This window comes from Phyllobacterium zundukense (genome assembly GCF_025452195.1).
Lineage (GTDB): Bacteria > Pseudomonadota > Alphaproteobacteria > Rhizobiales > Rhizobiaceae > Phyllobacterium > Phyllobacterium zundukense_A.
The window spans coordinates 993,977-1,007,601 of the sequence record NZ_CP104973.1 but is presented as its reverse complement, the minus strand read 5'-3'; the positions used below and the strand labels follow the sequence as shown (position 1 = coordinate 1,007,601).

Sequence of the window (13,625 nt, the reverse complement as noted above, 5' to 3'; positions counted from 1 at the left end):
AACGCGCCGCGCAAGCTGTTATGAAAGCACTTCCTGGCCGTGGGTCCTCGGGTCAAGCCCGAGGATGACGGAGAGGTTGAGATTCAAAGATCACGGATGGATCGACTAAAAGGATTATTTGGAGGTCAATTAAAAATCCAGATCGCCATAATGCGACGAAGGCGGCAAGCCGCGCACCCGATCCGACAACAATGGCCGGAACGACGGACGCGATTTCATCCGCGTGTACCAGTCGCGCGCCGCTTTATAATCGCCCCATTTGATTTCGCCAAGATAGTCGAGAATCGAGATCGAAGCCGCGGCCGACATGTCCGCATAGCTCGGGGCCGGTCCGGCCAGCCAGTTGCGCGTGGCCGTCAGCCAGTCGATATATTTCATGTGCTGGGTAATATTGGTACGGGCAGCACGAATAGCGCCCGAATCCGGCGCTCCACCGCCCTGTTCGGCGGTCATGTGCAATTTGAAGATGCGTTCACGTGCCATGTGCCGGGTCACTTCATTTTCCAGCTTTGTAAGGAACCAGTCGACCAGCCGCCGTACTTCGGCACGGTTGAGCGAATCTTCAGGAAACAACCGGCGGCTGCGCTTGAGTGCGCCGCGGGTTTCATCGATGTATTCGGCGATCACGGAAGCCCCTGAAACCGGAACATCGCCTTCCGCCAGGAGTACGGGCAGGGTTCCCGCCGGGTTGAGCGCCAGAAACTCCTTGCGCCGTGCCCAGCTGTTTTCTTCGATCAGCTCCACTTCAATGTCATATTCATTGAGGATAAGCCGGGTATAGCGCGAGCCGGTGGACATGGGATGATGGAAGAGCGTCAACATGGCAGATTGGTAAATCTTTCAAACTGGTATTTTATCCGCACCGTCGTCTCGCGACAGCCGCGTCGGACCTGCGTCAAACCTATAGGCGCAACACTAGCACGAGACAAGTAAACAGGATTTCACCAACAGCCGGTTCTCCCAGCCGGCACCCATCAAGAAAGCGGTAATTATGGAAACACAGACGATTGTCGAAGCCCTCTTCCTTGGCTTGCTGGAAGGAATAACCGAATTCCTGCCGGTATCATCGACTGGGCATCTGTTGCTCGCGGGGCATTTTCTAGGCTTCGAATCGAACGGCAAGACATTCGAGGTGTTGATCCAGCTCGGTGCTATCCTGGCGATCCTCAGCGTCTATTTCGGCCGCCTCGTGAAGATCGCGCGCGATCTTCCAACCGATCCGAAAGCCCGCCGTTTCGTCGCTGGCGTGCTTATCGCCTTCCTCCCGGCAGCAGTCGTCGGGGCGCTCGCCCATGACGTCATCAAGACCGTGCTGTTTGAATCGCCCATGCTGATCTGCGTGATGCTCATCATCGGCGGGCTGATCCTGCTCTGGGTCGACCGGGTCGAACTGAAGCCGCGCTATACCAATGTCATGGATTATCCGCTGGGTCTCTGTTTCAAGATCGGCTTGATCCAGTGTTTTGCCATGATTCCCGGTACGTCGCGTTCCGGGGCGACAATCGTTGGAGCCCTGCTGCTGGGAACAGACAAGCGCTCGGCAGCCGAATTTTCATTCTTCCTGGCAATGCCGACAATGGCCGGCGCCTTCGCCTATGATCTCTTCAAAAACCGTCACATACTGACCTTCAACGATGCGTCGCTGATCTTTGTAGGATTTATCGCGGCGTTCATCTCGGGCGTCTTCGTCGTCCGCTTTCTGCTGGACTATGTCTCGCGCCACGGCTTTGCATTGTTCGCATGGTGGCGGCTCGTCGTCGGGACGCTCGGACTGGTCGCGCTGATTTTGACGCGGTGATGATATTCACGCCAGGACGGCCTGCGAATGGCGCTCTTCTGCGATCCGGTGCTCATGAACCCAAAACTTCACTGCGCTCCGGGTCTCGAAAACCACCATTTTCGGCGCGTCCTGACCTGAATCTCAGCGCCCAATGATCAAGCCTCAGGCGGGTGTATGGCTGGAATATTGTCCGTGGCTCCGGAAACGCCAGAGATAGGACGGCAGGATCGTCTCGATCGTCTGCGGCCGGATTCCAAGGCCCTCGAGCGTGCGCCCTTCTTCCTTCGCAGCGTTCGAAACCACGTTGTCGTGCTGCAGGAGCAAGACCTGATCCCTTGTCAGTGGTGGCTTTGGCAGATAGCCAAGGATAGAGCCCTGAATCTTGGCGATCCAGAACGGGATCGATACGAACATACGCTTGCGGCCAATGACACGCAGCATTTCTTCGAGGCACTGCTTGAACGTCAAGACTTCACCGCCGCCAAGTTCGTAGACTTTGCCCGGCTGCAAGGTGCCATCGACGGAACGTGCAAAGACATCGGCGACATCACCGACATAGACCGGCTGGAACCTGGTATGGCCGCCGCCGATCAGCGGCAGGAAGGGCGAAATACGCGCCATGCCGGCAAATTTATTGAAGAAACTATCTTCAGGGCCGAAGACGATCGACGGGCGAATAATGATGGCGTCCGGTAGCGTATCGTGCACGGCTACCTCGGCGCGGCCCTTGGTGCTGGCATAGGCGGAATGAGAGCGGGGATCGGCGCCAATCGCCGACATGTGGGTAAGGGGGACGCCCGCTGCACGGGCCGCTTCGGCGACGGCACGAGCACCGAAATCGTGCACCGCGCTGAACTTCTGCTTGCCGCCTTCGAACAGCAGCCCGACAAGGTTGATCACGTGGTCGGAGCCCGCTACGGCACGATCCACTGAAGCGCGGTTACGCAGATTTGCCTGTACGGCCTGGATCTGGCCGACGCCGCCAAGCGGCTGCAAATGGAAAGCCAGATCGGGATGACGGACGGCAACGCGAACGCGGTAGCCGCGCTTGGTCAGCGCACGCACGACATGACGACCGATAAAGCCGGAGCCTCCGAAAACGGTGACGAGTTTTGGCTTGATGATTGTCATCGAGCTCTCCTAAAATGCAAGCGGGCAACAAATGCTGTTTAATGCCTTTTGTTGCCCGCGCAAAGGGGAATGGAGCTCAAAGTTCGCGGCGCGTTGCCGCGCCGAAGTACATATGCGTGGCCCGGCAAAAACGCCGAACCACGCGCATTGATTGACTACTGCAGCATCACGGTGCGCAATTCGTGTTCCTGCGCGCCGACAAGCACATTGTCACGTTCATCGGAAAGCACGATCGGCTCGCCATTGGCCGCAAAAAGCGCCCAGAGTTCGACGCCCGGCGTCATCGGCGGGAGCGCCGGGAAACTCGTAGCAAGGTCATCGGTTTTGACCTTGCGCATATAAGCCACCTGGCCAGCGCCAAGGCGCGCAAATTCAAGCTCGGTCAGGAGATTCTTGTGATCGGTGGTTTGCATAATAGCCTCCATGTTCGGACAGTCCATTCTTAGGCCCCGTCCAGTTAGAGCTTCTACTGCGCCGCGCGTCCGCTTGGACGCGTAAAGGTCGAAGTAGCACTTTCAACTACCCATGATCCTGTCCAAAATCGACATGATTTTGGGATCATGGGGCTAGTCCTGAACCGCAATATTGATGCGCTTGACCAGTCGTTCGGGTTCCGGCCGGTCGAGATCGATCGACAGAAGCCCATTCTTCAAAGCGGCGGCGCTGACGCGCATTCCATCGGCAAGAACGAAGATGCGCTGGAACTGACGTGCGGCAATACCACGATGCAGATATTCGCGGGTCTCTTCTTCGGCCTGCCTGCCGCGAATGATCAGCTGATTGTCTTCCGTGGTCACTTCGAGATCGTCATTGGAGAAGCCCGCAACGGCGAGAATAATTCGAAGCTGTTCACGGTCATTGTTGCCGCGGATGCGCTCGATATTGTAAGGCGGATAGCCGTCGCCGGACTTGGCGATACGCTCCAGCGTCTTTTCCATCGAATCGAAACCAAGCAACAGGGGGCTTGAAAACGGTGTCATTCGTGTCATTTGTGCAGTCCTTGAGAAAAGCGACCTAAAAGCAAAACCCGTGATGTTAAGGCATTTCACTTCTGTTCATTGATATGGCGATTGAACTGCAGACTTCAAGAGAGTGCCGGTTTAAGGCCTAAAGAAAGTAAGAAATGACGCGTAAAATCATAATCGACACCGATCCCGGCCAAGACGATGCTCTCGCAATCCTTCTGGCGTTCGCCAGCCCGGAACTGGAAGTCCTCGGAGTGACGGTTGTCGCCGGCAATGTGTCACTGGCTTTGACCGAATTGAACGCACGCAAGATCTGCGAGCTTGCCGGCCGCCCTGACGCGCGCGTTTTCGCCGGCGCCGATCGCCCCTTGATGCGCCCGCTGGTCACGGCCGAGCACGTGCACGGAAAGACGGGGCTTGACGGCCCTGATCTGCCGGAACCGGCGATGCTGCTGCAAGATCAGCACGCGGTCGATTTCATCATCGAGACCTTGCGCAAGGAAGAAACGGGAAGCGTTACGCTCTGCGCACTTGGACCCCTCACCAACATTGCACAAGTCCTGATTCGCGCCCCGGAGCTTGCACCCCGTATCCAGGAAATCGTCCTCATGGGCGGCGGGTTCTTCGAAGGCGGCAACATTACACCGACGGCGGAGTTCAATATCTATGTGGATCCGCATGCGGCGCAGATCGTGCTCAGGTCAGACGTTCCCGTGGTCATCCTGCCGCTCGACGTAACACACAAGACGCTGACAACCGCCAAGCGTATCGAGCGTTTCCGGGCAATGGGGACAAAGGCCGGGGATGCCTCCGTTGCCCTTCTGGAATTCTTCGAACGGTTTGACGAGGAAAAATACGGCCGGGATGGCGGTCCGCTGCATGATCCGAATGTCATCGCCTACGTGCTGAAACCTGAGCTCTATCGAGGCAGGCATTGCAACGTCGTCGTCGACGCCACGAACGAATTGACGCTCGGCATGACCGTTGTCGATTGGTGGGGGGTGACCCATCGCCCCAAGAACGCGCTCTATATCCGCCATGTCGACGATGAAGGTTTCTTCGATCTCTTGACCGAACGCGTTGCACGCCTGCCGTGAGCCCATACAGGTCTGGCTGGTTTGCTGGGCCTATCCCTTTGTTTATTCACGGAAAGTTGAAATCGCGTAAACCATCAATAAGTAATTCTCGGACAAAATCCCCTTGAGCGAGTAGTGTCCAAAGGATGGACAGCAGAGAACTTGGGGTTTGATATGCTGACACGTCGCGATGTTCTTACCGGTATACTTGCAGCGGCGCTGGCGCCGCAGGCTGCGTTGGCGGCGCCAAAGAAGAAGAAAATCTTCGTCATCAATCCGGAATTCCGCCCACAATATGTATCGTACGATTCATCCTACGCGCCGGGCACAGTGGTGATCGACCCTCGTGGCCGGTTCCTTTACCTGATCGAAGACAGTTTCACCGCACGGCGTTATGGCGTTGGGGTCGGACGGGCTGGCCGGGTCTTCCATGGCGTCGCGAAAGTCGGCCGCAAGGCGAAATGGCCGCGCTGGATCCCGACGAACGGTATGATCAGACGCCAACCGGAAAAATATGCGCGCTATGCCGGTGGTGTCGCGGGTGGTCCCCGCAATCCGCTGGGCGCCCGCGCGCTCTATCTTTATCGCAATGGACGCGACACGCATTATCGCATCCACGGAACGACGGAGCCGTGGACGATAGGACGCGCCGTATCGAATGGCTGCATCCGCATGGTCAACGAACACGTCATGGATCTGTATGCGCGAGTGCCGGTAGGTGCCAGAGTCGTCGTAATCTAGAGCAAATTTTGTCTATTCAGAGTCGTTCTGCCGGAAGGAATTTGGTTCAAGATCAAGGGATTTGGCGAGGCCGATGTTTATCCATCGGACGAAGCCGAAGCTCGAAGAAATTGGGCAAAATTCACCCGGCCCTTTGGGTTTCCGGCTGGCGGACAACCACTTTGTCAGGCGGCTTCGTCCGATGAACCACATCGACCTCGCCACCTTCCGCGTGGATTGTCTCGCCATCCGAGAAACAGAACTGGCTCTGAATAAACAAAACTTGCTCTAGGCTGCGACGCTCTCCCGCTGGGTGTCCGGAGCCAGGGTGATTTCGAGACCGTTCAATTCTTCGGTCATGATCAGCTGGCAGGAAAGACGAGAATTGTCCTCGACGTGAAAGGTCACGTCGAGCTGGTCGACTTCCTCATCAAGCGGTGCAAAGAGCTTTTCCGACCAATCCTGATCGACATAGACATGGCACGTGCCGCAGGCGCAGGCGCCGCCGCATTCCGCCTTGATGTCTAGTCCCCAATCGCGGATGACTTCCATGACGCGAAAGCCTTCGAGGGCTTCCAGCGTATGGCGCTTGCCGTGCTGATCGGTGACGTGGATATAGAGGGACTCTGAGCTCATCAGGGTTACCTATGCCGCCTTCAGTTTCTTCTGCAGGGAGGTGGAGGACGTCGTATACTGGAAGATGATCCGTTCGCCCGGCGAAACAATGCGTTTGGCCGCCTGGCTCATCAGCGCGGCTTCATGGAAGCCAGAGAGGATCAGCTTCAACTTGCCGGGATAGGTATTGATATCGCCGATGGCGAAGATACCTGGCTCCGATGTCTCGAATTTCTCCGTATCGACGGCGATCAGGTTCTGGTCGAGATTGAGGCCCCAATCGGCAATCGGACCGAGCTTCATCGTCAGGCCGAAGAATGGTAGCAGACGCCCGGCGTCGAGGATCTCTTCGCCCTCGGCGCCCTTGAGGATGACCTTTGACAATTGGCCGTCTGCCCCTTCCAGACCGCTGACCTGCCCCATGCGGAAATTGACGCGTCCTTCCTTTTCCAGCGCCCACATCTTGTTGACGCTATCGGGCGCGGCGCGGAATTCCGGCCGGCGATGCACGAGGGTCACCGATTTCGCAACCGGTTCAAGGTTGAGCGTCCAGTCGAGGGCGCTGTCGCCGCCGCCGACGATAACCACGTCGTGACCGCGGAAAGCCTCGATCTTGCGCACCGCATAGTGAACGCTGACGCCCTCATAGAGCTCGATTTCCGGCACAGGCGGGCGCTTGGGCTGGAAGGAACCACCGCCAGCCACGATGACGATGACCTTGGTGATGAAAACTTCGTCCGCATCGGTCTCGACGCGAAAACGCCCGTCCTCGAGCTTCTCTAGCGCGGTGACCATGGTAGAGAAATGGAACTGCGGATCAAAAGGCGCGATCTGCTTCAAGAGGTTGGTGGTAAGGTCCTGACCGGTGACTTCAGGCAAACCCGGAATGTCGTAGATCGGCTTTTCCGGATAAAGCTCGGCACACTGGCCGCCCGGACGATCGAGGATATCGATCACATGGGCGCGCAGATCGAGCAAACCAAGTTCGAACACGGCAAAGAGGCCGACCGGGCCGGCGCCGACAATAACCACATCTGTTTCAATCAATTCGGACATAAAGGTGCCTTCTAGGTAGCAAATTCGAGTTGTTTGGAGTTCACGCCCCGGGAACGCGGCGCCAGCTATAGGTGCCGGACACTGTGTGCGAGCCTCGTCCCGGCTGGTAGTAACCGGGAACATCGTGAAGATTATGGCCGGCAAGACGGTTCAGCGTCACCGCATGGTTGACCTTCATCGTGTCGAAGCCGGTGCGCAGCATATAGGCGACCTGATCGATCAAAACATCCCCGACAGCGCGCAACTCACCCTTGAAATGATGCTGGTTCTTGATCAGCTCGGCCTTCGAATAGGAGCGCCCATCATTGAAAGCCGGAAACTGCAGCGCAATCACAGGGATTGAATCCAGCAACGGCAATAGCGGCTCGATGCTTTCACCCGGGGCGACCAGAACACCGATCTTGCGATTGGAGGCATTGCGTATCTCTTCGGTGAGACCGAGCCAGACGCCCAGCGGCAGGATCACAGCGGGTGCATCACCGGCCTCCTCCAGCGTTTCGGCTATAACGTAGGGATCCTCGCGGAACCCTTCGCGGCCCCAAAGCTCACCCGCAGGTTGTTCAATGTCACTCATAAACTCGAATCCGTCAGCGAGATGTTGCTCAGTTCGTCGGTAAGTCCGGTCAGGTGAATGCCGCACTCGGTCTTGTCGGAGCCAGCCCAACGGCCAGCGCGATCATCTTCGCCGTCCTTGACCGGCAAGGTGCAGGGCATGCAGCCGATCGACCGGTAGCCTTCGGCGACCAACGGATGCGGCGGCAAATCATGCTCGGCCATATATGCCTTGAGGTCGGCGGAGGTCCAGTGCGCAAGCGGGTTGATGCGGACACGCGCCCCCACAGATTCGAACACAGGCAGTGCCGTACGCGTCGATGCCTGGAATTGCTTGCGGCCGGTCATCCATGCGCGGTAGGGCGCGACGGCACGGGCCATCGGCTCGACCTTGCGGATATAGCAGCAGCGATCCTTGTTGGTCATGGACAGTGCGCCGAACGGGTCCTCATCCTTGAGGCTCTGCTTCAGCGGGTGGATATCATGCACGTCCGTCATGCCAAGCTCGGCTATGAGCTGGTCGCGGTAGCGCAGCGTTGCCGGAAAATGCTTGCCGGTCTCAAGGAAAAGCACCGGCGTTGCGCGGTCGATCTGCGCGATCATGTGCAGCATCACTGCGCTGTCAGCGCCGAAAGAGGAAACGACGGCGATCTCCTCGTTGAAGAGGTGATCGACCGCGAGCTCGATGACATCCATCGGCTCGAGATTACCATAGCGGGCCTGAAGCGCACGCGCCTCGTCCGCCACGGTAATGTCATTGACTTCAAGCAGCATTTGCAACCTCGCTATAGAGCGCATCCTTGAACGGTGCTGCGCCCACGCGCCGGTAGGTGGCAAGGAAGGTCTCTTCCTTGTCGGTTCTGATTTCCAGGTAGCGATCGACGATCGTTTCGATTGCATCGACGATCTCTTCAGACGAGAAGCCGCGGCCAGTGATGTCACCGATCGTGCATATCTCGTCGCCCGAACCGCCGAGCGAAATCTGATAGAGCTCTTCACCCTTCTTCTCGACGCCGAGAATGCCGATGTGGCCGACATGATGATGGCCGCAAGCATTGATGCATCCGGAAATCTTGAGCTTGAGTTCGCCGATATCCGCCTGACGCTCCGGATCGCCGAAGCGTTCGGAAATGCGCTGCGCGACGGGGATCGAACGCGCCGTCGCCAGAGCACAATAGTCGAGACCGGGGCAGGAAATGATATCGGTAATCAAACCGGCATTGGCCGTTGCCAAACCATCCGTCAAAAGCAGATCGTAAACGATGCGCAGATCGGCAATCGCCACATGCGGCAGAACAAGGTTCTGTTCATGGCTGACGCGTATCTCGTCATAGGAGAATTTCTCGGCGATATCGGCAACCAGATCCATCTGCGCGTCGGTGGCATCGCCCGGAATACCGCCGATTGGCTTTAGCGAAATGGTCACGACGCCGTAATCTGGATTTTTGTGCGGTGTGACGTTCTGGTCGACCCAAGCGGAGAACGCATGATCGGCCTTGCGCGCGGCTGCAAGCCCGGACCAGCCTTCCGGTCGCTGGACCAGATTTGGCGGCGCGAAGTAGGTATCGATGGCATCGACGTCCTGCTGCGGCAGTTTGAGATCGGTTTCCCTGATCGCTTGCCATTCGGCCTCGATCTGGCGGGTGATTTCTTCGGTACCGGTCTCATGCACGAGGATCTTGATGCGCGCCTTGTACTTGTTATCCCTGCGTCCATTGAGATTGTAAACGCGCACGATGGCTGTCGTGTAGGTCAGCAAATCCTCGACGGGCAGGAAATCGCGGATTTTCTTGGCGACCATCGGCGTGCGGCCCTGACCACCGCCGACATAGACGGCAAAGCCGAGTTCACCGGCTTCGTTCTTCTTCAGGTGCAGGCCGATATCATGAACCTGGATCGCGGCGCGATCGCGGTCAGCGCCGGTCACGGCGATCTTGAATTTCCGCGGCAGATAGGAGAATTCCGGGTGCATCGACGACCACTGCCGAAGGATCTCGGCATAAGGGCGGGGATCCCCGACCTCATCCGCAGCGGCGCCGGCAAAATGATCGGCGGTCACGTTACGAATGCAATTGCCCGAGGTCTGCAGCGCGTGCATTTCCACCGAGGCGAGCTCGTCGAGAACTGCTGGAATATCCTTGAGCGCAGGCCAGTTGTACTGGATGTTCTGGCGCGTGGTGAAATGGCCATAACCGCGATCATAGTGTCGGGCGATATGAGCGAGCTTGTGCATCTGACGGCTGGACAGCGTGCCATAAGGAACCGCAACACGCAGCATATAGGCGTGCAACTGCAGATAGACGCCATTCATCAGCCGCAGCGGCCGGAACTGCTCTTCCGTCAGTTCGCCGGAAAGACGGCGCTCCACCTGATCTTTGAACTGTTCAACGCGAGCAGAGACGAACGCGTGATCAAACTCATCATAACGATACATACTGCGGTCTTTCGATTTTCAAGTCAGGCGGCTTTGGGCTTTTCAGCCTGTTTGCCGAGGTCGAGGCGAATAGTGGGTCCGAGCTGACGGATGCGCTCGCGCAAGCGGACCGGATAGAGATCTGTGCCGCGCTCTTCGACGTCGATGACATTCACGTCGATGACGAGGTTGGACTTGATGGCGGACTTGCCGGCTTCTTCCAGCGCACTGACCGCTTCCGCGTGGCGCGCGATCAGCGCTCCATCGATATGCTCCAGCCACTCGCCATTGGCGCCGAGCCATACAACTTCGCCATCGGTCAGGCGGTTTGCAGTCAAGACTTTAACGCTCATGATCTTTATCCTTCGCAGTTATGCAGCATTGGGTTCAAGGTGGTGCTGCTCCACGGAATTCTTTGCATTGGCGGAAAGCGGTTCGGCCTTGTCGATGGCTGCGCCGGCAACCGCATCGCCAATAATGACCATGACCGGGCCGCCGAGATCGTCGCGCTGTTCCAGCGCCGGCAAATCATTGAGCGTGCCATGGAACATGCGCCGGTCTACCCGTCCTGCATTCTCGATGACGGCAACGCCGGTATCGGCATGAAGCCCTGCCTGCATCAGCCGTTCCGCGACTGAAGCCGCAACGCTGCGGCCCATGTAAACGGCGATGGTTGCGCCGGAAATGGCAAGGCGCGCCCAGTCGGGCAGCACTTCGCCCGCCATGTCGTGACCCGTGGTGAAGACGAGGGAGGATGCGACACCGCGCAGGGTCAGAGGCAGTTGCATATCCGCAGCAGCGGCAAAGGCCGAGGTAATGCCGGGTACGATCTCGAAGGCAACGCCGGCGTCCCGCAAGGCGGCCATTTCTTCGCCTGCGCGGCCATAGACCAGCGGATCACCCGACTTCAGGCGAACGACGCGCTTGCCTTCACGTCCAAGCGCGACGAGGAGATCATTGATCTCGCTCTGGCTCTTGGTGTGGCAACCCTTGCGCTTGCCGACGGAGAGCCGGGTTGCATCGCGGCGGCCCATGGCAACGACCGCTTCCGGAACCAGCGCGTCATAGACGATAACGTCGGCCTCCATAAGGACGCGGTGCGCGCGCAGTGTCAGAAGATCTTCGGCGCCGGGTCCCGCACCAACCAGCCAGACGTAACCCTTCGGGGCGGCCTGGTCCTCGAGGAGACCGGCTGCTGCCTGGTGGGCGCCTGTAAGGTCATTGTTGTAAATCTTGCCGGCGACATCGCCCGAAAAGAAAGAGCGCCAGAACAGGCGGCGCGGCACTCCTTTTTTGACCAGCTTCTCGACCACAGGGCGATAGGCATTGGCAAGACGTGCGAGATCGCCGAGCCGCGGCGAGAAAGCGGCATCAATACGGGTGCGGATCATCTGCGTCAGCACGGGGCCAGTGCCTTCCGAACCGATGGCAATGGCGAGCGGTGCGCGATTGACGATGGCAGGCGTGTAGAAATCGCAAAGCTCGGGGCGATCGACGACATTGACCGGAATGTGCTGGCGGCGCGCTTCCTCGGCGATCTCCGCATCCTGGTCTTCGTCGCCAGTAGCGACGAAGACCAGTTTTGCGCCGGTCAGTTGCTTGGGAGCAAATTTTGTCGCGATGTGTTCGTAGCGGCCATCACGCAGGAATGCGGCGAGTTCGGGCTCCGGCTCTGGTGCGATGACCCGGATGGTGGCGTTGGTCTGGCCTAAAAGCCGCGCCTTGTTCAAGGCTTCCTCGCCGTTCCCAACAACGACAAGCACTTCATTCCGCACGCGGAAGAAGGCTGGAAAGACAGATAGCTGGCTGGAACGGATAGACATAATCAAGATATCCCGATGGTTCCGGGGATTATCCATGATCCGTCTTCGTTTTATAAGGAACAGAAATGCGCCGATTGTCGCGGGTGAGCATGGAATTTCTGAAAATGCCGGAACAAGAGGATTCGCATTCCCAGCATTCAAAAGGACACACGCCCCGCCATTGCCTCCTGAAGGCAAAGCACGACATGCTTGATTGTCCGTATCCGCGAGGCGTCGATACACGACTAGATTTATCGTGTTAGCAAGCAAATGCAAGTTATTTTTTTGTCATTGCCAATGTCGGATCGCGCAACCTTCCTTCGTCCTCTATAGGAAAGCCGCTGAATGAAGAGGAGATTTATTTCATGCGCATGATTTTCGTGAACCTGCCGGTCAAGAAGATAGAGGCTACGCGGGCCTTCTTTGCTGCTTTGGGATTCAGTTTCAATCCCGATTTTTCTGACGACAAGACCGCCTGCATGGTTATCGAGGAAAACATCTTTGCGATGCTCATGGAGGAGGATCGGTTTCGGGATTTCATCAACAATGATATCAGCGACGCCACCAAGGCGCAGGAGGTATTGATCGCGCTTTCCGCCGGGAGCCGTGCGGAAGTGGACGACATGCTGGCCAAGGCGCTTAGCGCAGGCGGCAAGGCGTGGAAGCCGATTCAGGATCTCGGTTTCATGTATGGACGCAGCTTCCAGGACATCGATGGCCATGTCTGGGAAGTCGCGTACATGGACATGTCCGCACAGTAGGAAAACTCTGCAGCAATTGGCCCTCCTCATGCGAGGGCGGCCAATTGCATTTTACCAGATACCGGGGATGAGGTGCGACTTCACCTTCCCGCAATAGGCATCATATCCCGATAGATTTGCCTTCAGATAACGTTCCTCATCAAGCAATCGTATGGCGATGACGACGCTCAAGACGATTGCAACAGGCAGTGCCCAGAGCGAGCCGAGCGCCAAAGGCGTTGCCAGAAAAAGCACAACTGCGCCTGAATACATGGGATGACGCACCAAGGCGTAAGGGCCGCTGGAGATAACGCTCTGGCCGGATTTCACCTCGACGATGCTCGACGCGTAGCCATTCTCGCGCAAAGCCAGAAACATGATCCAGAACCCGACGACAACAAGTATGTTGGCCACGATGACGAGCCAAACCGGCAAGGGCAGTCCGGTAAAGTGGCGCTCTATTCCCGGTACGATATACATCAGGAGGCCGACCACGCTGGCCGCGCCCTGAATCCATTTCTGCGAAGTTTCACGCTCGGCACCCGCACCGGCTTTCTGCCGGCTGGCAACGAGCGCTGGATCATGCTTGAGAAAATAGAATGTCAGCCAGAACATGCAAAGCGTAAAGACAACCAGATAAAGCCAGCCCTGCCAGAAGCTGAAGGTCCAGGCGGGAACATGCACCAGTAGCACCAATGCCACCAAGGCCTTGATGCATCCCCCGATTGCCGTTTTACGCAGTTTTTCGAGGTCAAGTTGTTGCGTTGTCACGATA

The 13,625-nt window shown here is 57.6% G+C and carries 16 protein-coding genes; 4 read left to right on the top strand and 12 right to left on the bottom strand.

From position 1 onward, the window contains the following. Positions 1-129: 129 nt before the first annotated feature. A complete protein-coding gene (locus tag N8E88_RS17270; RefSeq protein ID WP_114429772.1) occupies positions 130-822 on the bottom strand; it encodes a glutathione S-transferase family protein in 693 nt (230 codons plus the stop codon). Between the two features lie 169 nt (positions 823-991). On the opposite strand from N8E88_RS17270, the gene N8E88_RS17265 reads away from it, so the two are divergent. Beyond that, on the top strand, positions 992-1,798 hold the full coding sequence (locus N8E88_RS17265) for an undecaprenyl-diphosphate phosphatase (protein WP_262294750.1): 807 nt from the start codon (positions 992-994) through the stop codon (positions 1,796-1,798). A gap of 144 nt (positions 1,799-1,942) precedes the next feature. Here the strand turns inward: N8E88_RS17265 and N8E88_RS17260 are convergent, their stop codons facing one another. The 3 genes from N8E88_RS17260 to N8E88_RS17250 form a co-directional block, all read right to left on the bottom strand. After that, the gene (locus tag N8E88_RS17260) at positions 1,943-2,911 is read right to left on the bottom strand and encodes a complex I NDUFA9 subunit family protein (RefSeq protein WP_262294749.1); all 969 of its coding nucleotides are present in this window, start codon (positions 2,909-2,911) and stop codon (positions 1,943-1,945) included. A 155-nt stretch (positions 2,912-3,066) separates the two neighbouring features. Then, entirely contained in the window at positions 3,067-3,324 is a 258-nt protein-coding gene (locus N8E88_RS17255; protein WP_112529544.1) for a BQ00720 family protein, read from the bottom strand. A gap of 153 nt (positions 3,325-3,477) precedes the next feature. Continuing rightward, positions 3,478-3,900, bottom strand: coding sequence for an Hsp20 family protein (locus tag N8E88_RS17250; RefSeq protein ID WP_262294748.1), 423 nt, complete (start codon positions 3,898-3,900; stop codon positions 3,478-3,480). Between the two features lie 134 nt (positions 3,901-4,034). On the opposite strand from N8E88_RS17250, the gene N8E88_RS17245 reads away from it, so the two are divergent. Both N8E88_RS17245 and N8E88_RS17240 read left to right on the top strand, forming a co-directional pair. Then, positions 4,035-4,973, top strand: coding sequence for a nucleoside hydrolase (locus N8E88_RS17245; RefSeq protein ID WP_262294747.1), 939 nt, complete (start codon positions 4,035-4,037; stop codon positions 4,971-4,973). A gap of 153 nt (positions 4,974-5,126) precedes the next feature. Next, complete coding sequence (locus N8E88_RS17240; RefSeq protein ID WP_262294746.1) at positions 5,127-5,693, top strand: L,D-transpeptidase; 567 nt, start codon at positions 5,127-5,129, stop codon at positions 5,691-5,693. 267 nt (positions 5,694-5,960) lie between these two features. On the opposite strand, the gene N8E88_RS17235 is transcribed toward N8E88_RS17240, so the two are convergent. The 7 genes from N8E88_RS17235 to cysG are packed head-to-tail and all read right to left on the bottom strand — an operon-like array spanning position 5,961 to position 12,131. Further along, the gene (locus N8E88_RS17235) at positions 5,961-6,308 is read right to left on the bottom strand and encodes a 2Fe-2S iron-sulfur cluster-binding protein (RefSeq protein ID WP_262294745.1); all 348 of its coding nucleotides are present in this window, start codon (positions 6,306-6,308) and stop codon (positions 5,961-5,963) included. Positions 6,309-6,317: 9 nt separating this feature from the next. Beyond that, positions 6,318-7,343 carry an NAD(P)/FAD-dependent oxidoreductase gene (locus N8E88_RS17230; protein WP_262294744.1) on the bottom strand — a complete coding sequence of 342 codons (1,026 nt, stop codon included), beginning with the start codon at positions 7,341-7,343 and terminating at the stop codon, positions 6,318-6,320. Positions 7,344-7,383: 40 nt separating this feature from the next. Further along, entirely contained in the window at positions 7,384-7,917 is a 534-nt protein-coding gene (locus N8E88_RS17225; RefSeq protein WP_262294743.1) for a DUF934 domain-containing protein, read from the bottom strand. Beyond that, entirely contained in the window at positions 7,914-8,666 is a 753-nt protein-coding gene (locus N8E88_RS17220; protein WP_410010682.1) for a phosphoadenylyl-sulfate reductase, read from the bottom strand. Before N8E88_RS17220 ends, N8E88_RS17225 begins: the two co-directional genes overlap by 4 nt. Then, positions 8,659-10,329 (bottom strand): nitrite/sulfite reductase, encoded by a 1,671-nt coding sequence (locus N8E88_RS17215; RefSeq protein ID WP_262294741.1) that lies wholly within the window; start codon positions 10,327-10,329, stop codon positions 8,659-8,661. The genes N8E88_RS17220 and N8E88_RS17215 overlap by 8 nt, the downstream gene beginning before the upstream one ends. Positions 10,330-10,352: 23 nt before the next feature. Continuing rightward, complete coding sequence (locus N8E88_RS17210) at positions 10,353-10,661, bottom strand: DUF2849 domain-containing protein (RefSeq protein ID WP_114429910.1); 309 nt, start codon at positions 10,659-10,661, stop codon at positions 10,353-10,355. Between the two features lie 18 nt (positions 10,662-10,679). Beyond that, a complete protein-coding gene (gene cysG, locus N8E88_RS17205; RefSeq protein WP_262294740.1) occupies positions 10,680-12,131 on the bottom strand; it encodes a siroheme synthase CysG in 1,452 nt (483 codons plus the stop codon). A 344-nt stretch (positions 12,132-12,475) separates the two neighbouring features. On the opposite strand from cysG, the gene N8E88_RS17200 reads away from it, so the two are divergent. Further along, positions 12,476-12,871 carry a VOC family protein gene (locus N8E88_RS17200; RefSeq protein WP_262294739.1) on the top strand — a complete coding sequence of 132 codons (396 nt, stop codon included), beginning with the start codon at positions 12,476-12,478 and terminating at the stop codon, positions 12,869-12,871. A gap of 51 nt (positions 12,872-12,922) precedes the next feature. Here the strand turns inward: N8E88_RS17200 and N8E88_RS17195 are convergent, their stop codons facing one another. After that, the gene (locus N8E88_RS17195) at positions 12,923-13,621 is read right to left on the bottom strand and encodes a methyltransferase family protein (protein ID WP_262294738.1); all 699 of its coding nucleotides are present in this window, start codon (positions 13,619-13,621) and stop codon (positions 12,923-12,925) included. Between the last annotated feature and the right edge of the window lie 4 nt (positions 13,622-13,625).